The sequence below is a fragment of the Candidatus Dadabacteria bacterium genome (assembly GCA_009840385.1).
GTDB lineage: Bacteria > Desulfobacterota_D > UBA1144 > Nemesobacterales > Nemesobacteraceae > Nemesobacter > Nemesobacter australis.
The window spans coordinates 56,071-75,053 of sequence record VXNX01000006.1; the positions used below are offsets into that span (position 1 = coordinate 56,071).

16 protein-coding genes and 4 tRNA genes are annotated in these 18,983 nt (G+C 49.9%); 19 read left to right on the forward strand and 1 reads right to left on the reverse strand.

Annotated elements, in window-relative coordinates:
- Positions 1-23 precede the first annotated feature (23 nt).
- Positions 24-359: a 4-carboxymuconolactone decarboxylase gene (locus F4X55_02780; GenBank protein MYC39926.1), complete on the reverse strand. Its 336-nt coding sequence runs from the start codon at positions 357-359 to the stop codon at positions 24-26.
- Positions 360-454: 95 nt separating this feature from the next.
- Between F4X55_02780 and F4X55_02785 the strand changes: the two genes are divergently transcribed.
- The 19 genes from F4X55_02785 to F4X55_02875 all read left to right on the forward strand — a co-directional run bounded on the left by F4X55_02785 (position 455) and on the right by F4X55_02875 (position 18,892).
- A complete protein-coding gene (locus F4X55_02785) occupies positions 455-1,135 on the forward strand; it encodes an HAD family phosphatase (protein ID MYC39927.1) in 681 nt (226 codons plus the stop codon).
- Between the two features lie 156 nt (positions 1,136-1,291).
- Positions 1,292-3,496, forward strand: coding sequence for a catalase/peroxidase HPI (gene katG / locus F4X55_02790; GenBank protein MYC39928.1), 2,205 nt, complete (start codon positions 1,292-1,294; stop codon positions 3,494-3,496).
- Positions 3,497-3,579: 83 nt separating this feature from the next.
- On the forward strand, positions 3,580-4,239 hold the full coding sequence (locus F4X55_02795) for a guanylate kinase (protein MYC39929.1): 660 nt from the start codon (positions 3,580-3,582) through the stop codon (positions 4,237-4,239).
- A 15-nt stretch (positions 4,240-4,254) separates the two neighbouring features.
- Positions 4,255-6,435 (forward strand): bifunctional (p)ppGpp synthetase/guanosine-3',5'-bis(diphosphate) 3'-pyrophosphohydrolase, encoded by a 2,181-nt coding sequence (locus F4X55_02800; GenBank protein ID MYC39930.1) that lies wholly within the window; start codon positions 4,255-4,257, stop codon positions 6,433-6,435.
- Positions 6,436-6,469: 34 nt separating this feature from the next.
- On the forward strand, positions 6,470-7,423 hold the full coding sequence (gene lepB / locus F4X55_02805) for a signal peptidase I (GenBank protein MYC39931.1): 954 nt from the start codon (positions 6,470-6,472) through the stop codon (positions 7,421-7,423).
- The gene (locus F4X55_02810; GenBank protein MYC39932.1) at positions 7,393-8,691 is read left to right on the forward strand and encodes an amino acid ABC transporter substrate-binding protein; all 1,299 of its coding nucleotides are present in this window, start codon (positions 7,393-7,395) and stop codon (positions 8,689-8,691) included. Before lepB ends, F4X55_02810 begins: the two co-directional genes overlap by 31 nt.
- A gap of 174 nt (positions 8,692-8,865) precedes the next feature.
- Entirely contained in the window at positions 8,866-9,408 is a 543-nt protein-coding gene (gene pyrR / locus F4X55_02815; GenBank protein ID MYC39933.1) for a bifunctional pyr operon transcriptional regulator/uracil phosphoribosyltransferase PyrR, read from the forward strand.
- A complete protein-coding gene (locus F4X55_02820; protein MYC39934.1) occupies positions 9,398-10,324 on the forward strand; it encodes an aspartate carbamoyltransferase catalytic subunit in 927 nt (308 codons plus the stop codon). The genes pyrR and F4X55_02820 overlap by 11 nt, the downstream gene beginning before the upstream one ends.
- The gene (locus F4X55_02825) at positions 10,325-11,605 is read left to right on the forward strand and encodes a dihydroorotase (GenBank protein ID MYC39935.1); all 1,281 of its coding nucleotides are present in this window, start codon (positions 10,325-10,327) and stop codon (positions 11,603-11,605) included.
- A gap of 46 nt (positions 11,606-11,651) precedes the next feature.
- A complete protein-coding gene (gene lysS, locus F4X55_02830) occupies positions 11,652-13,112 on the forward strand; it encodes a lysine--tRNA ligase (protein MYC39936.1) in 1,461 nt (486 codons plus the stop codon).
- Position 13,113: 1 nt separating this feature from the next.
- Positions 13,114-14,409, forward strand: a complete 1,296-nt coding sequence (locus F4X55_02835; GenBank protein ID MYC39937.1) for an ABC transporter permease — start codon at positions 13,114-13,116, stop codon at positions 14,407-14,409.
- Positions 14,402-15,085 (forward strand): ABC transporter ATP-binding protein, encoded by a 684-nt coding sequence (locus F4X55_02840; protein ID MYC39938.1) that lies wholly within the window; start codon positions 14,402-14,404, stop codon positions 15,083-15,085. The genes F4X55_02835 and F4X55_02840 overlap by 8 nt, the downstream gene beginning before the upstream one ends.
- Entirely contained in the window at positions 15,075-17,399 is a 2,325-nt protein-coding gene (gene bamA / locus F4X55_02845) for an outer membrane protein assembly factor BamA (protein MYC39939.1), read from the forward strand. The genes F4X55_02840 and bamA overlap by 11 nt, the downstream gene beginning before the upstream one ends.
- 35 nt (positions 17,400-17,434) lie before the next feature.
- On the forward strand, positions 17,435-17,950 hold the full coding sequence (locus F4X55_02850; protein MYC39940.1) for an OmpH family outer membrane protein: 516 nt from the start codon (positions 17,435-17,437) through the stop codon (positions 17,948-17,950).
- On the forward strand, positions 17,951-18,391 hold the full coding sequence (gene fabZ / locus F4X55_02855; protein ID MYC39941.1) for a 3-hydroxyacyl-ACP dehydratase FabZ: 441 nt from the start codon (positions 17,951-17,953) through the stop codon (positions 18,389-18,391).
- 156 nt (positions 18,392-18,547) lie between these two features.
- Positions 18,548-18,619: transfer RNA gene (locus F4X55_02860), tRNA-Thr, on the forward strand.
- A 20-nt stretch (positions 18,620-18,639) separates the two neighbouring features.
- Positions 18,640-18,722: transfer RNA gene (locus F4X55_02865), tRNA-Tyr, on the forward strand.
- 10 nt (positions 18,723-18,732) lie between these two features.
- Positions 18,733-18,806, forward strand: a tRNA-Gly gene (locus F4X55_02870).
- A 13-nt stretch (positions 18,807-18,819) separates the two neighbouring features.
- Positions 18,820-18,892, forward strand: a tRNA-Thr gene (locus F4X55_02875).
- The last annotated feature ends 91 nt before the right edge of the window (positions 18,893-18,983 follow it).

Genomic DNA, 18,983 nt, shown 5'->3' on the forward strand with positions numbered 1-18,983 from the left:
CAGTTTTTCTTCTCGTTTTGTTTCTAGAGGGCGCGGTTCTTTTTCAGCGTGTTGTGCATCTGGATTGCATGGATGAGCTTTATGCCGGCCGACATTGAGGCGGCGACATGTACGGCTTCAGTCATCTGCTCCGGGTCCGCTCCCGTCTCTAGGCACTGCGTAGTGTATGCGTCTATGCAGTAAGGACATTTTTCGGTATGAGCCACGGCCAGGGCTATGAGCGCTTTTTCCCTTTTTGTAAGCGCCCCTTCCTCGCTCGTTGCAGAGTTGTAGTACTCGAAAAACTTGTCCATGAGATCTTCTCTGAACTCCCCGATCTCGGAAAATCTCTTGAGATCTTCGGGGTTATAGTAATCCATCTTTCTTTTTCTCCCGTCTGTGTGTTATTCGCAGACTCTTTGTATAGGCTTCTTCCGGCAGTAAAATACCATATCTCACAAATCGGGGAAACGGAATGATAAAAGCGGTCATATTCGATTTTGACGGGGTTATAGTTGACAGCGAGCCCCTGCACCTAAGAGCTTTTCAGAGAACTGTGGAAACACTCGGATTAAAGCTCTCGACCGCCGACTATTACTTGCGGTACCTTGCCTGCGATGACAAAAGCTTTTTCAGGAGGTTTCTTGAGGATAACGGACAGCGTTGCACAGAACAGGAGATTGCCCGGCTTGTCAGAGAAAAAGGCATCTGTTTTGAAGAAATGATGGGGGAGGGGATAAGAATTTTTCCGGGGGTCGTCGAGTTCTTGGAGGCCATCCGGGGCAAATTTCATGTGGCGATAGGTTCCGGCGCGTTAACCGAAGAAATCAACCTTATACTGGGGAGTAAAAATCTTTCCGAGTTTTTCGGTTTTATAATAGGAGCCGATGATACGGAGAACCCGAAACCGTCCCCCGAGGTATACCTTAAATGCCTTGAGAGGCTCAGAAAAGATTACGACGGCACCATAACGGCCGCCCAGTGTGTTGTATTTGAAGATTCTCCCCACGGTGTTTTGGCGGCCAAAAGGGCCGGGATGAGATGCGTCGGTATATCTAACTCGTGTTCCGGCGATGAACTTGGGTTTGCCGACCGGGTTGCGGAAAGCTTTTCTGAGATCATCGACGATTTCCCCGAGATGTTCAAGATGCTCTAAACAGGAGCCTGTTTTAGTATCAATACACCAACTTGAGCCTGTATAGCGGTAGTGGTATATTTTCTGCTCGAGTGCGTGGAGCACGTCCGATATTGAGTTCACTATGTCTCCATGCGTTCATATACATCCCGACGTGTTAATTTTTGGAGAGAAAATATGGATAAAACCCAAGACACCCTAAAGTGCCCGGTAACCCATGGCACAAGCAGTTCAAAGTTGACCGGCAGCATAGCTAACCAGAACTGGTGGCCGAATCAGCTCAATCTGAAAATCCTTCACCAGAACTCTTCTCTTGTGGACCCTATGGGCGAGAAGTTTGATTACGCGGCGGAGTTCCAGACCCTTGATCTTGAAGCGGTAAAACAGGATCTCTACGCGCTTATGACGGACAGCCAGGATTGGTGGCCCGCTGACTACGGTCATTACGGGCCGCTTTTTATCCGTATGGCGTGGCACAGTGCGGGAACCTACCGAATCCACGACGGGCGAGGCGGAGCACGATCCGGCACGCAGCGTTTTGCGCCTCTCAACAGCTGGCCTGACAATGCGAATCTCGACAAGGCTCGCAGGCTTCTGTGGCCGATAAAGAAGAAATACGGCCGCAAAATTTCCTGGGCGGATCTTATGATTCTCGCTGGCAACTGCGCTCTTGAGTCCATGGGGTTTAAGACGTTCGGTTTTGCCGGCGGGCGCGAGGACGTATGGGAGCCGGAAGAAGACATCTACTGGGGTTCCGAGACCGAATGGCTGGGCGATGAGCGTTACAGCGGCGATCGCGAACTTGACAATCCTTTTGGCGCCGTGCAGATGGGACTTATCTACGTCAATCCCGAAGGACCCAACGCCAAGCCCGACCCGCTTGCCGCGGCGCACGATATCCGCGAAACCTTCGGGCGCATGGCTATGGACGATGAAGAAACTGTCGCCCTGATTGCAGGCGGACACACATTCGGCAAGTGTCATGGTGCCGGAGACGTAGCCTGCGTTGGTCCCGAGCCGGAGGCTGCCGGCATTGAGGAGCAGGGTCTCGGATGGACGAGCAAGCATGCGAGCGGACACGGCGCTGACGCCATAACAAGCGGTCTTGAGGGCGCGTGGACCCCCAATCCAACCGTATGGGACAATGGCTTTTTCGACATGCTTTTCGGTTATGAGTGGGAGCTTACCAAGAGTCCCGCGGGCGCATGGCAATGGACGGCAAAAGATGTGGATGACAAAGATCTTGCTCCCGAATCAAACGGATCTGGAAAACGGGTTCCAACGATAATGGCGACCACTGATCTCTCGCTGCGCATGGATCCCGTGTATGAACCGATCTCACGCCGTTTTCACGAAAACCCGGATGAACTGGCCAAGGCGTTTGCAAAGGCGTGGTACAAGCTTACCCATCGCGACATGGGTCCTTATCCTTGCTGCCTCGGATCGCTGGTTCCGCACGAGCCTCAGATCTGGCAGGATCCGGTGCCGGCTGTTGATCATGAACTTGTTGAGGCAGAGGACATTGCGCTTCTGAAAAAGGAGATACTTGACCAGGGGCTTTCGATCCAGGCACTGGTTCGGGCGGCATGGGCTTCAGCTTCCACTTTCAGGGGCACCGACCGCAGGGGAGGCGCCAACGGCGCGCGTATAAGGCTTTCTCCCCAGAAGGACTGGGATGCCAACGACCCCGAAGAACTCAGCAAGACGTTGTCTTCACTGATGGCCGTTGGGGAGCGTTTTAACAAAGCGCAGACGACTGGAAAATGCGTTTCGCTTGCGGATCTCATAGTGCTCGGTGGCTGCGCTGCAGTAGAAAAGGCGGCGGAGGCTGCGGGGCATTCTATGGATCTTCCCTTTACGCCCGGCCGCACGGACGCCACTGAAGAGCAGACAGATGCGGCTGCCTTTGATGTGCTTGAACCGAAAGCGGACGGCTTTCGCAATTATATCGCAGCCGGTCAGCAGCAGTCGCCGGCTGAACTCCTGATCGACAAGGCGCACCTGCTGACGCTTACCGCGCCTGAGATGACCGTGCTGCTCGGAGGGATGCGGGCACTCGGCGCAAACGCCGGAGGGTTGCGACATGGAGTGTTTACAGACAGGGTCGGAACGCTGAACAATGATTTCTTTGTTAACCTGCTTGATATGTCGACTGAATGGGAACGCTCCGCTGATTCTGAAGGTCTCTATGAAGGCCGTGACAGAGCGACTGGCGAGATCAGATGGACTGCTACCGAAGTTGATCTCATATTCGGGTCCAACTCGCAGTTGCGGGCGCTTGCAGAAGTTCATGCGTGTGATGATTCGGGAGAAGCTTTTGTGCGGGATTTCGTTGCTGTCTGGACCAAAGTCATGAACCTTGACCGCTTTGATATTTCCTGATTCCGAATCGGCGGAAAATCACAAGTTGCAGGACAGCAAGTGCCGTTTTAATATCGGGGTTTTTACGTTTATAATTTAATACCATGAGCGGGAAGTTGTTTGTGATCTCCGGTCCGTCGGGAAGCGGAAAAACAACACTTGTCACCCGTGTTCTGTCAAACGTGGAAAACCTCCGTTTCTCCATTTCCTACACAACAAGACCGATGCGTGCGGGAGAAGTCCGCGGAGAGCACTACGAGTTTGTTCCCAGAGAAGAATTCCAAGGCATGATCGAGCGGGATTTTTTTGCAGAGTGGGCGGAGGTGCACGGAAACTTTTACGGTACTCCGAGGGCCGATATCCAGAAATGGATCGAAACGGGTGTTGACGTTATTCTGGACATAGATGTCCAGGGAGCGAAAAGGTTAAGAGGGGTGTTTGACGATGCGGTTTTTATATTTGTCGTTCCTCCGTCTATCGAGATTCTCGAGCAGAGGCTCAGGGACAGGAAATCGGAAGAAGACGGAGACATCTCAATCCGTCTCGGGATCGTCAAGGAAGAGGTGGCCTGCTCTAAGTGCTATGATTATATTATAATTAATGATGAGGTGGATATTGCGGCTGGGAGAATCGAGGCCGTTATCCTTTCGCAAAGAAAGGGCAATGGAGAAGATTCCCGTCAGCGGATGCTTGCAGCCACCCGGGACGCGAGGACGGAGAATGTATACGGCCCTTCTTTTCTCAGAAAATTCGGGCTCAAGTGAGGTGTTCACTCTGCTGTGATCAGGCTAAACGACATCATCGACAAGGTTGCTTCCTACTCGGATATAGAGAACGAAGATCTTGACTCCATAAAGAAAGCTTACGTGTACTCGGCCAAGGTCCACTCCGGCCAGAAAAGAGTTTCGGGAGAACCGTACCTGAGTCATCCTCTTGAGGTTTCCTCTGTACTCGCAGACTTGAAGCTTGACGTTCCCTCCATAGTTACCGGACTGCTTCATGACACAATAGAGGACACCCTTGCGACCCGCGAGGAAATCGAACAGATTTTTGGAAGCGAGATAGCTTTTCTCGTTGATGCCACTACGAAAATAAGTCGCCTTCCCCATGTTTCCGATGTGGAAAAGCAGGCAGAAAGTTTCCGCAAACTGATACTTGCAACGGCCGAAGACATAAGGGTTGTATTGATAAAACTCGCCGACAGGCTCCACAATATGAGGACTCTTCAGTATCTGCCTGAGGACAAGCGGAAAAGGATCGCCGTTGAGACGATGGAAATTTACGCGCCGCTTGCCCACCGTCTCGGGATGAACTGGATGTCGGTTGAGCTAGAGGACTTGGCGTTTAAGTTCTCTGAGCCGGGTGAATACGAGCGTATTAGCCAAACCGTGTCCGCAAAGAAAAAAGATTGGGAAAAGTACACTACTGAAATCGTTTCGCTTATTAACGCCAAGATGAAGGAATTCGGAATTCAGGGGGATGTATCGTGGAGATTCAAGCATTTATACGGCATCTACAGCAAGATGAAAAAGGGCAATATAAGCCTGCGCAATATTTACGATATACTGGGTTTTCGGATCGTTACTGCGAGTGAAAACGAATGCTATCAGGTCCTGGGAGCGGTGCATTCCCTGTGGAAACCGATTCCGGGAAGAATAAAAGACTACATAGCCCTTCCCAAGGCCAACAATTACCAGTCCATTCATACTGCCGTAATAGGGCCCTTCGGGGAACAGATGGAGATCCAGATACGAACTGAGCAGATGCACCGAATTGCGGAATACGGTGTTGCCGCTCACTGGAGGTACAAGGAGGGAAATTCGCTTGAGAACGGAAACGACAAGATTTACTCAAACCTCCGTCATCTGGTCGAGTTGAAGGATATACAAGACTCAACGGAGTACATAGAAGCCATAAAAGGAGAGCTCATACTGGATGTTGTGTATGTCTACACTCCTAATGCGGATCTCAAGGAGTTTCCCGTGGGTGCGACTCCGGTTGACTTTGCATATTCAATTCACACCGACATAGGCAATCACTGCTCCCAGGCTTTTGTTAACCATAAGCTTGTGCCCCTTGATTACGAGCTCAAAACGGGAGACATGGTTGAAGTTGTAACTTCCAAGAACAGAGTCCCCAACAGGCAGTGGCTTGATTTCGTTGTCACCTCAAAGGCTAAAAACAGGATAAGAAGCTGGCTGAGACAGGAGGAAAACCGCAAGGCCGAGCAGATTGGAGAGGCAATAACTCACAGAAAGCTTGCGGCGAAAGGATTTAACCTGCGCCACTTGCGAGAGAAGAAAAAGTTTGAGGAATCTCTGGCGAAGCTTCAATTCTCGGAAGTAAAGGACTTTTACAGAGCGGTCGGGTTCGGCAATGCCGCGGTAAACGATCTTCTAAAGGCTATGCATCCCAGGAAGTTCGCCGAAGGTGCTGAAAAAAGCAAAAGAATAAAAAATATAATGAACAGGATTTCCAAGGATGAGTACAAAGACGCTGTACTCGTCAAAAGATATGACAATATACTTATAAAGTTCGGCAAGTGCTGTAACCCGGTTCCCGGGGAGCAGATTATAGGTTTTATAACCAGAGGCAGAGGTATAACCGTTCATGTATACAATTGCCCTAAACTGCTTGAAGTCGCGCCTGAGAGGAGAATAGAGGTCGCCTGGAACGAAGAGTATTCGGGGCGGATACCGATCGGCCTTTTGGTGAGGTGTGAGAACAGAAAAGGGATTCTCTCAGAACTCACGACTACGGTTTCGGGTCTGAATGTTGATATTGTCAGGGCCGATGTAAGCGAAGATAAGATTGGACAGGGAGATGCGAGGTTTGAGGTGGCGGTGGAAAACATCACCCAACTTGAAAAACTTATTGAATCGCTCAAGAATCTTGGGGGAGTGATCTCGGTTGAGAGATTAGCAGAGACCTCGCACTCACGACCGGATGACCTGAACTAAGGCGGCGCCTGAGTACGTTTCACACATTTTTGCCATGATCGTAACCTGGATTAGAAAAAAGCTTGCCATAAGAAGTTCAAGGAGGCTCGTGCGTGCCGTAAGGGCCATCATACGGAAAAAAAGGAGTTTCCTTGCTCCTAGGGAAGCCGATCAGGCCGAGGTAAGGATAGCTGCGTGTGAAGAGGCGATCGAGCGAGGCTCCCTGCACGAAATAAGAACGTCGAGAAAAGCTCTTAGGATCTTTTTCGATGACAACCTGAGGTCCTACGGCAAATCTGCCGTGCGGCAGAACGTAGAAGCCATAGTGATAGCCGTGGCGCTTGCTCTGGCTATAAGAGCCTTCGTGTTTCAACCTTTTAAGATTCCCTCGGGTTCAATGCTTCCGACGCTTCTTGTGGGCGACCATATACTCATAAATAAATTCGTTTACGGAACCAGAATTCCTCTCACCGACAAGATATTTTTTCCCTTCTCCAAGATTGACCGCGGCGACGTCGTGGTTTTCAAACTGGGTGAACATAATGATACAAAGGGTGTTCCTATGCCCGGCAAGGGAGCTTTCTACATAAAAAGAACCGTGGGCATCGCCGGGGACGAGATAGACATACGGGGCAGAGACGTCCTGATAAACGGCAGGGAAGTGACGCAGGTCTACGCGGGGGATTACGAGTATCCGGACCAGAAGTTTTTTTCCGTTGCGGACAGATACAAGCAGGCGCTTTCCGGAAAAGACTTCAGCGTTATATATAAGAAGGGAAACAGTTCCACTACGAGCGGAAAGCTGAGCTTTCCCCTTGTTGTTCCCAAGGGCAGGATCTTCGTCATGGGTGATAACAGGGATAACAGCTACGACAGCAGGTTCTGGGGGTTCGTGCCGGTGGAAAATGTTTACGGCAGAGCGTTTATGATTCACTGGTCGTGGAATCTGTCTAACCCGGGTCTTGCAAACAAGGTAAGGTGGAAGAGGATTTTTTCTGGAGTCGAGTGAGTTTTTCGATGGTTAGACAGTTTCCTCATTGCGTGGTTTTTTGCTTGGAGGTTGCGCGAATCATCTCATTTCAGAACACCGTACGCACAATTGCTAAGGGGATGAAATCCGGGGTTCGGGGCGGCTTCTGCCTTTGCGTTGTTCTGTGCGTCTGGGCGGCGGGCACCGCAATTGCACGAACGGAGGTCCCTACTTGGCACTTGCGTGAAGCCTGTGTCGAGGACGGTCGACGCTTGGAGTACGGGTTTTTCGCCGACTTCCGACCCGTGAGCTACAGCGAGAACCTGGACCCGGACAGCTCCGGGTTCAACAGTCATCTCGGCTACGAAGCCGACCTCTTGACCGCACTGGAGACGATGGAGGGCGCGGGGCTTATATTCAACCGCAGCGCCATCGGGAAATGGCCGGGCATTTGGTTGTTGCCCGCTACCCCTCGTTATGACTTGGTGGGCGGGGGCATCACCATACTTGAGTCGCGCACCCGCGACGCAACGGGAACGACGAAGGTCACGTTCACTTCCGGCCACATCATCTTCCGCCAGTCACTCTTGGTGCGCGCGGAGGATGCCCGGCGCTATGGCTCGTATGACGATCTGGATGATGCGCGGGTCGCCGTGTTAGGCGGCTCGACCGGCGAGCATCGGTTACTGCAGTTAACCGGGGTGGTGGATGCCGAAGGCAACCTGGCTGCCGGCACGATGATCCACTTGGGCGACGGCACGAGACTCACTGCCGACGGCAGCGCTGACTACAGGATCACCGCTGCCGCCTCAACCGGGAACCTGTCAGGCCGTACGCGCATCGAGGGGACTCGGGGAACCGTCAGGGAAGTGCTAATCATGTCGACAGATCAGGAACAGCTTGATGCCTTGGACAATGGGGTGGTGGATGCAGTGGCCCGTGGTGAGGTGGGCAACCACGAGGCCTCCCGAAGCTCCAACTCCCGTTTTGTGGTGACGGCCCTCGACCCGGAGGTGGAGTACGGCGGTTTTGCCTTTGACAAGGACGACCGGGCCCTTGCCGACTGTATTGATGCCCGAATCAACTACCTGACCGACAACCGGCGCATCGGCTTTGCGGAGTGGGTGGAGGATCCTGAAGTTTTCCTTAAACGCGCCCGTTACTGGAACGCCTCGGCGGAAGACGATAGTGACGGGTGCTCCATCGCCGCAACCAGCAGTACGCATCAGAGCACTTTGCTTAACCTGCTTCTTGCAGCGTCCATTTTGTTCTCGGTGGTTTTCTTGAGAGAACGCATCTGGCGCTAGTCCGCTGCACGGATATGACCGTGTACCCACCTTGCGCTTACCGGGACCACTTTTTCCTGCGACGAAGTCTTCCCACTGTCTGGTCGGGCCTCGGAAGCAGGAGCAAGATTATCTTTGTGCCTCATGACGTATATCTATAATTTTGTAAACTTTCCTGTATAATTCCCCTGAATTATGGCGACCAAGAAGAAAATACAACCGATTGAGGACAGGGCCGAGAGCTTTTTCTCCGGGATCATAGACGACATACCACCCGAGAGACTAAGCAGCCTTATTGTCATAGGGATAAAGACAAGGGGGGAATATCTGGGCAAGAGGCTCGTTGAGCGTATAAACAAGCGGACTGGAAAGGATGTTGCCTTTGGAACGATCGATATTACTCTCTACAGGGATGATTTCGAGAACAGAAAAAACTGGCCACAGCTGCGCAGAACTAGCATTCCCGACGACGTACAGGGGAAAAACATAATACTTGTTGACGATGTCCTTTACACTGGCCGTACTGTGCGGGCCGCTATCAATTCGATCATGGATTACGGAAGACCGGCCTCGGTCAAGCTCGCTGTGCTCGTGGACAGGGGAGGAAGGGAGCTCCCCGTGCAGCCCGACTATGTGGAAATCAGCATTGAAACGTTAGATGATGAGATGGTCAACGTTTATTTGGAAGAGGTGGATGGAAGAGAGGAAATTGAGATAATCCGAAAAAATGTCGTTTAGAAAAAAGCACATACTGGGTCTTGGAGAACTCTCGGCCGAGGAAATTAAAATCATTCTCGACACCGCGGAGTCAATGAAGGAAATCACCACCCGGGACGTAAAGAAAGTTCCGACTCTTAAGGGAAGAACAGTTGTAAATCTCTTTTTCGAACCCAGTACCAGAACCCGCTCGTCGTTTGAAATCGCCGAGAAAAGACTTAGTGCTGATGTTCTGAATTTTTCCGCTTCGCAAAGCAGCGTGGTAAAAGGTGAGAGCCTTGTGGATACGGCCAGGAATTTTGAGGCCATGGGCGCAAGCATAATGGTCATAAGGCATGGAATGTCAGGTGCGCCTTTTGTCCTGGCCCGCGAGATAAACGCCTCGGTAATAAACGCCGGAGATGGCTCCCACGAACATCCTAGTCAAGCTCTTATCGACATTTTCACTATAAGAGAGAAAAAAGGAGGAATCGAGGGTCTCAATGTCCTTATTGTCGGGGACATTCTCAACAGCAGGGTTGCCAGATCCAACATCTTCGGCCTCAGGAAACTAGGGGCGAATGTGAGAATAGTCGGGCCGGCGACCATAGTTCCCGAATACTTCAGCGAGATGGGAGCGGAGATCTTTTATTCGCTTGAACACGCCATTGAAGACGTGGATGTGGTGATAATGCTGCGGGTTCAGAGCGAGCGAAAGACCCTTGAATACTTCCCCTCACTTAGGGAATACTCCGGGCTTTACGGACTTACCAGAGAAAAACTCAGACTTGCGAAAAAAGATGTGATAGTGATGCATCCGGGTCCGATCAACCGGGGAGTTGAGCTTACTTCGGAAATAGCGGATGACCCGGACGCCGTTATACTTGAACAGGTGGCAAACGGAATTGCCGTTAGAATGGCCATGATATATCTTGTTGGCTTGGGAGAGAGTTTATAGATGGGAGTGCTCATTAAAAACGGGCGCGTTATTGATCCTTCGCAGTCCCTTGACATGGTTTCGGACATATATGTTCAGGGGGACAGGGTAAAGGAAATATCAAGGCGGATAGACACCCCCCGCAAGTCGGACACCGTAATAGATGCCAGCGGACAGATCGTGTCTCCCGGGTTCGTGGATATTCACGTGCATCTGAGAGAACCGGGCTATGAGCACAAGGAAACGATAAAGACGGGCTGCCTCGCCGCCGCCGCGGGCGGTTTTACCTCCATAGTGTGCATGCCCAACACAAATCCCATAAATGATAATGCCTCGGTGACCGAGTACATACTCTTAAAAGCGAGAACCGAAGGCATAGTCAACGTGTTTCCCATAGGTGCGATAACCAAGGGAGAGAAGGGAGAAGAACTTGCCGACATAGGCGAGATGTGTGAAGCCGGATGCGTGGGGATTTCCGACGATGGCATGCCTGTTACGGACTCAGGACTTATGCGCAAGGCCATGGAATACGTAAAGCCCTTCGGGATTCCGGTTATCACGCACGCAGAAGACACCGGACTTTCGGCGGGTGGCGTTATGAACGAGAGTTTTGTTTCAACCGAGCTTGGTCTTCGGGGTATCCCCAGCGCTTCTGAGGAGGTTGGGGTGGTCAGGGACATAATTCTCTGCGAACTCACCGGCACTCCTCTTCATATCTGCCATGTCTCCACCAAGGGTTCAGTAAGACTCGTTCGAGAAGCCAAGAAAAGAGGCGCGAAGGTCACAGCGGAGGCGACTCCTCACCACTTCACTCTTACGGACAAGGAGGTGTACGGTTATAACACCAACGCCAAGATGAATCCGCCCCTTAGGACCCAAGAAGATGTGGAGGCCATTATCGAGGGTATTGCCGATGGAACCATTGACGTGATAGCCACTGATCACGCTCCTCACAGCCAGGATGAAAAAAACGTTGAATTCGACCTGGCTCCCTTCGGCATAGTGGGTCTTGAAACCGCCCTCTCGCTTTCACTTGAACTGGTGGAGAAAGGGGTCATTAGCCTTGATGAAATGATAAAAAAACTTACCGTCGTTCCTTCCGAAATAGTGGGTATAGAAAGAGGAACACTTGTTCCCGGCTCAATCGCCGATCTCGTGGTTTTCGATCCCGGTATGAGCCGTACGATAAACCCAGAGGAGTTTTTCTCAAAGAGTAGCAACACTCCGTTTTCCGGCTGGGAACTCAAAGGAGTGGTAAGCAATACGATAGTTTCGGGAAAGATTGTCTTCAGTCACAATTAGGTTTTATTTTCTTGCGCAAAGCAGCGCATAAGTGGTTTCAGCGTATATGGAAGACAAACAGCTTGAACTCAGAAAATCGAAGCTCAAAGAGCTAAGGGCAATGGGTATTGACCCTTACGCAAACGGTTTTACCCCGGAGCATACCACCGGGGAATTGGTCTCTTCGCACGCTTCAAAATCTCCCGAAGAACTTGAGGAAATGGGAGGGCTCTTCAGTCTGGCAGGCAGAATCGTCTCGAAAAGGGACTTCGGAAAAAGTGCTTTTTTCCATCTCTCAGACCGCACGGGGCGGATTCAGGGATTCATACAGAAAAACGCCGTTGACGAAAAAACCTTCACGGTGTTCCGCAAGCTCCTTGACATAGGAGACTTCGCCGGCGTTCGTGGAGAACTTTTTAAAACCAGAACCGGAGAACTTACCATAAAGGTCCGGGAACTTTATTTTCTCACAAAAGCTCTGAGGACTCTCCCTGAGAAGTGGCACGGTCTTCAGGACGTGGAAACACGATACCGTCAACGTTATCTGGATCTTATAGCTAACCAAAGAACCAAAGAAATTTTTCAGAGAAGGTCAAAGGTGATAAATCTCATCAGGAGGTTTCTTGACGAAAGGGATTTTCTGGAGGTGGAAACTCCAGTGCTTCACCCGATCGCCGGAGGCGCGACCGCAAAACCTTTCATTACACATCACAACGCTCTTGACATGGATCTTTATCTGAGAATAGCTCCCGAGCTTTATCTCAAAAGACTTGTCGTCGGAGGACTCGATAGGGTTTATGAACTTGGAAGAACATTCAGAAACGAAGGGGTTTCCACTAAGCATAACCCTGAGTTCACCATGATTGAGTTCTATCAGGCCTACGCGACTTACGAGGATCTCATGGATCTTATAGAGGAGCTTGTCTGCTATGTGGTGGACAACACGGTCGGAGACACCCTGGTTGAGTACGAAGATAAGAAAATAGATTTCAAGAGGCCTTGGAAGAGAATCAACATATATGAGGCGCTGAGGGAGAAGCTCGGTTCCAGTATAACGGAAGATGACGAGTTTCTTTTTGAGAAAGCAGACTCCATGGGTATAAGCCATAACGGAATCAGGGGAAAAGCGCTTACGGAGATTTTCGAGATGCTTTTCGAGGATACGCTTGTTAACCCGACTTTTGTTTACGGTTTCCCTCTTGATGTCTCCCCGCTTGCAAGAAAAAACGATGACGACCCCGAAGTGGTTGACAGGTTCGAGCTTTACATATACGGAAGAGAGATAGCCAACGCTTTCTCCGAACTTAACGATCCTATTGATCAAAAACAGCGCTTCACAGATCAGGTTGAAATGAAGAAAAAGGGCGAGGACGAATATCACGAAATGGATAATGATTACGTCTCGGCCCTTGAGTACGGAATGCCACCCACCGCAGGGGCCGGTATAGGTATTGACCGTCTTGTGATGCTGCTTACAAACTCCTCTTCCATAAGAGAAGTCATTTTCTTTCCCCACCTCAGACCTTAGAATGAGTTACGAATCACTAATTTCTTTGAGGTACCTGAAATCAGGAACGGGGAGGGGGTTTCTTTCCGTAATCGGTTTTATCTCCATTCTGGGTGTTTTTCTGGGAGTGGCGTCGCTTGACGTGGTACTTTCAGTCATGAAGGGGTTTGAGGATGAACTCAGGGACAAGATAATCGGCGCGAGCTCCCACGTGGTTGTAATGAGTTATGACGGGAATTTCGGGGATTTTGCGGAGGTGGAGAAAAAACTCGCACAGCTTCCGGGAGTAACCTCAACAAGTCCTTTTATTTACAACCACGGCATGCTTGTCACGGAATACGCTGTTTCCGGCTCCGTCATAAGGGGGATGGATCCGAACAATTCCGCTTCGGTCGCCGCCGTGGCCGGAGCTGTCGGGAAGGGCAGTCTGGCGGAGCTAAGCGAGGACAGTGACGAACTTTTTGAGGAAGGCGCCCGGATTGTTTCGGGGCTTCTGAGCGAAACGGCTTCCGGCCATCCTCCAATTATTATAGGTAGGGAACTTTCAAATCTGATCGGCGCGGCAATCGGGGATACCGTCAATCTAGTTTCGCCTTACGGAAAAATCGGTCCTTTCGGTCCGACGGCCAAAATAAAAAAATTCGGCGTAATCGGCATTTTTGATTACGGCATGATTGAATACGACTCATCCACTGCTTACGTGTCGCTTGACGATGCCATGGATTTCTTTGAAACCCAGAGCAAGGTAACTGGCATAGAAGTCAGGGTGGATGACATATACAAGGCGCGCGAAACGGGAGACGGAATAACCGAAGCTCTCGGCTTCCCTTTTTACGCGAAAAACTGGGAGGACTCTAACAGAAGCCTTTTCAGGGCGCTTCGCCTTGAGAGAATGGCGATAGGAATATTTCTCGGGTTTATAGTTCTTGTCGCCGCCTTGAATATAGTCAGCACGCTTACCATGCTTGTTATGGAGAAGAAAAGGGATATAGCCGTTCTCATATCCATGGGGGCTCGCAAAAGCGGCATCAGAAAAATATTCGTTTACGACGGGATGATAATAGGAACTGCGGGAACCCTTCTCGGCACCCTTTTCGGATACCTGATCTGCCGCTTTCTTGAGACCAGCAACTTCATAAAGGAAATGATTCCTTTTGATGATAACGTGTACCCTATTTCCGAATTTCCTGTTAAGATAGAGCCGGTTTATTTTCTCGTCGTGGCGGCATCAAGCCTGCTTATATGCTTTCTTGCGACTCTATATCCGTCTTACAGAGCTTCGAGAGAAAACCCGGTGGAGTCATTGAGATATGAGTGAATTGCTCTACAGCGTGAGAGGGCTTGGAAAAGTTTTCGATAAGGCGGACAGCAGCGTATGCGCTCTCGGCGGAGTAAATATGGATATCTCCTCTGGAGAAACCCTGGGAGTAGTCGGAGTGTCGGGTTCGGGGAAAAGCACTCTTCTTCACATACTGGGTACTCTTGAGTCGCCGACGGAAGGCTCGGTCTTCTACCGCGGAAAGGACCTTTTCAAGCAAGACGAGAGGGAACTTTCGGTTTTCAGAAATTCGGAAATTGGATTTATTTTTCAATTTCATTACCTTCTTATGGAATTCACAGCACTCGAAAATGTCATGATGCCCTGTCTTATAGACAGGCAGAGTTTCGCCGAGGCGAAACAAAAAGCTTGCGAGGTGCTTGAGAGGGTGGGGCTTTCTGAGCGTCTAGATCATCTTCCCGGGGAGCTTTCCGGAGGAGAGCAGCAGAGAGTCGCGATTGCCAGATCGATGGTCAGGGAACCGAGGGTGATACTTGCTGATGAGCCCACTGGGAATCTTGACAAGAAAACTGGATTCTCGGTTCTTGATCTGTTCTGCGGGCTTAATGAAGATTACGGGGTTACGGTTGTTATGGTTACCCATAACAGCGAGTTTGCGAAGAGAATGAAAAAAACTGTTAGGATATCGGACGGGATGGTTTGGAATGCGAATTAAGGGCTTTATATTTTACGTAGCCGTTTTTCTCCTCATGGCAGTGTTCCCGGCCGCAGGTTCCGTGGCGCAGGATAGCTCCTCCGGAGCGCAGACTGAAGAGCTTTCATCCTTGAAAGGCGGAGTCGCCGAGGTTGTAATCTCGGGTAACCGGAGAACGGAAACCTCTCTCATAGATCTCAACATAGAGACCAAGCGGGGCGATGAGTATTCCCCGCAAACCGTCAAGGAAGACCTCAAAAGAATATACGAACTCGACTTTTTCCAGCAGGTTCTTGTTGACGTAAGCCGGATTGAAGGGGGTCTCAGGGTTGAATTCATCGTTGAGGAAAACCCCGTACTCGCCGACCTCAAGCTTTCTGGAAACGACAAGTTAAAAGAAGATGACATAAAGGAAGCTGTGGCGTTTAGAGAAGGACGCATCGTGAGCCTGAGAAAAATCACGGAGGGTAGGGAGATAATACTCGCCCTTGCATCCGACAAAGGCCTGGTCGAAACTGAAGTCGAATACGAGATTGAGCCTAGAGGAGATGGCGTCGTAGATGTTGTTTACAGAATCGACGAGGGAGAAAGAAAGTACATAAAAGAAGTCGAGCTCATTGGAAACAGCGAGCTCGAGACGAAGAAGATCAAAAAAAATATGTATTCGAAGCCCAAATATATCCTCTCCTTTATAACAAAAAGAGGGCTTTTCAAGATTGAAGAGATAAAAAGGGATTCCGACAGGATAAAAGCGGTCTACATTGATAATGGATACCTTGACATAAGGGTTTCTGAGCCCGGGATTCGTTATGATGAGGGAAAAGACGGCTACGTAGTGAGTTTCTCGATAGAGGAAGGGGTTCAGTACAAGGTGTCCGAGATAACTTTCTCCGGTGAACTTAGAGAAGATGAAGATAAAATCCGCCCGGAACTCGGACTATCGCCGGGTGTTATTTTCAGCAGCTTCACCCTTCAGTCTGATATCGGAAAAATTTCGGATTTTTACGGGGAGAAGGGATATGCGTTTGCAAACGTAACTCCCGACGTGCGGCTCGATAAGAAGGACAACCTTGTCACCATTAACTATTCGATTGAAAAAGGCAGGGAAGTATACATAAGAAATATAAATATCCTGGATAACACCAGAACCAGAGACCACGTTGTAAGAAGAGAGCTTTCACTCCAGGAGCAGAGTCTGTACAGTGTCTCCAAACTAAGAGCCGCCCGCTACGAGACCGCTCGCCTCGGTTTCTTTGAGGACAGCGTTGAAGTGGTGACCCATAGGGTTGAGGGAACGGAAGATCTTCTGGACGTTGATATAAAGGTTGAAGAGCGTCCTACCGGATTTTTCAGTTTCGGCGGAGGGGTTAGTTCCGTGGAGAATTTCCTTTTTGCCGGCCAGATACAGGAATCCAATCTTTTCGGGTACGGCAAGACCCTTTCCCTTGATGCTCAGGTCGGGGGCGTTACCAAGGCATTGAGTCTTAACTACCGGGACCCCTACGTTTTTGGTACCAACTGGCTTCTGGATATCAGCATGTACGCTCACGACAGGGATTACAGGGATTTTGAGAGAGCGGCCCAGGGAATCTCTGTGGGTGTGGGAAGAAGAATAAAAAGATATTTCCAAGTGCGGGTTTTCCAGGAATTCTCAAGACAGAACGTTCACAATGTCCGCGGGGATGCCCAATTAGTCATCTCTGACAGGAAGAGAACGATAGTTTCCACTGGAGTAGGGGCGTCCTGGGACAAGAGGAACAATTATCTTGATCCCACAAAGGGTTTTCTTCTGAGCACGTCGGTTGAATGGGCGGGACTATTCGCGGGCAACACTGATTTCATAAAGTACCACGCCACTGCCAAGTCGTGGATTCCGGTCTGGAAAGGCACATATTTCGCCGCAAAGGCGAATTATGGGCTCTTGCATCTTATAGACGCTGGCGATGATCTTGTCGTGGAAGAGAGGTTCTTTCTCGGCGGTCCGAACACACTTAGAGGTTTCCGCTACAGGAGGGTGGGTCCCAGGAGACCTACCGACACGGGAGGTTACGTTATAATTGGCGGTATTCAGCAGGTTCTGGCGTCTCTTGACTTTGTTGTTCCTTTAAGCAAAACTGTCGGGCTTAAAGCTGTCACTTTCTTCGATATAGGTAATTCTTTTGATGAGAATGAATTCAGCCTTAATCCTTCGAATCTCAGAAAGGACGCTGGTTTCGGTCTCAGGTGGATATCTCCTTTGGGACCAATGAAACTTGATATCGGGTTCCCGATAGGCGAGAGGCTTCCGGGTGAGGAGAAATATGAAGTACAGTTTACCATTGGCAATCTGTTCTGATCAGGCAATCTATTTTTAAGGAGGCATTAAATTAAATGAGAAAATGCTTGTTGCTTGCTGCTGGGTTTTTCATGTTATTTGCATTCTCTTTCCCTGCTTATGCTCAGCAGAAAATAGCTTACATAGATATCAAATTGGTTATCAGGGATTCAAAGGCAGGAAAGGACGCCAATGCTTCGTTCCAGAAAGAGGTTGAAGCCAAGAGGGCTGTAATAGAGCAGAAAAGAAAAGCTCTTGAAGACATGAGGCAGGATGTCATACAAAACGGGGCGGTAATGAGTGAAAGCAAGAGGAGAAAGCTGGCGGAAACCATAGAGAAAAAGCAGAAAGATCTGGACAGGACAAGAGAGGATATCCGGATTGAACTTCAGAGGAAGGATCTTGAATTAACCCAGAATGTTCTAAAAGACATAGAAGTTATAGTTAACAAGATTGGCGAGCAGGAAGGTTTTGACATCATTGTTGAAAAAACCGAGTCGGGCATTCTCTTCGGCAGTTCGTCTTCAGACATAACTCAGAAAGTCATATCGGCTTACGACGCTTCCAGATAAATGAAGTTAGGGGTCGACGAAATAAAGGAGCTTCTTCCTCACAGAGAACCTTTTCTGTTCGTTGACTCTGTTTTGGAAATTGAAAAAGGCAAAAGAATAAGTGCCGAAAAACTGTTTTCTCCCGAAGAATTTTTTTTCAGGGGACATTTCCCCGGTAACCCGATAGTTCCGGGAGTGATAATTACCGAAGCGATGGCCCAGGCGGGAGGAGTACTTTTTAACTATTCTTTTAGGGAAGAACTGAAAAAGGAAGGTTTTGAGAACGCCTATCTGATGGGCCTTGACCATTGCCGGTTCAGAGCCCCGGTGGTTCCGGGCGACAGGGTGCTCTTTGAGGTGGAACTCGTGAGAAGAAGATCAAGAATAATGTTTTTTTCCGCAAAGGCTTCCGTGGGCGGAAAAGAAGTGGCGGCGGCGGAAATTTCCGCTTGTCTGGTATGACCTCTGGCTCGGTCTTTTTACACGACCCATTTTCACTTGTTGATTATTGACATTTCTGTTTATAGCCATATCATATAACGTTTACTGTAGAAAGGGTTGTTTTACCCAATTTCATGTTGGTCAGACAAGTGAATCCAGAATTCATAAAAATAAAAGGCTGGCGTAGCTCAGGGGTAGAGCAGCTGATTTGTAATCAGCCGGTCGGGGGTTCGAATCCCTTCGCCAGCTCTCCGTTTGATGAATATATCGGGGAGGTGGCTGAGTGGACAAAAGCAGCAGACTGTAAATCTGCCGGCGAAAGCCTACGTAGGTTCGAATCCTGCCCTCCCCAAGAACTTTGTGCGGGAGTAGCTCAGTTGGCTAGAGCATCAGCCTTCCAAGCTGAGGGTCGCGGGTTCGAGCCCCGTCTCCCGCTCATTTTTAGGAACGCCCACGTAGCTCAGTCGGTAGAGCACGTCCTTGGTAAGGACGAGGTCGGCGGTTCAAGTCCGCTCGTGGGCTTGATATTTAACGGTTTGCAAAATATTAGAGAAGATCGGAGGTCAACGAGTAATGTCAAAGGAGAAGTTTGAGAGGGGGAAGCCTCATTTAA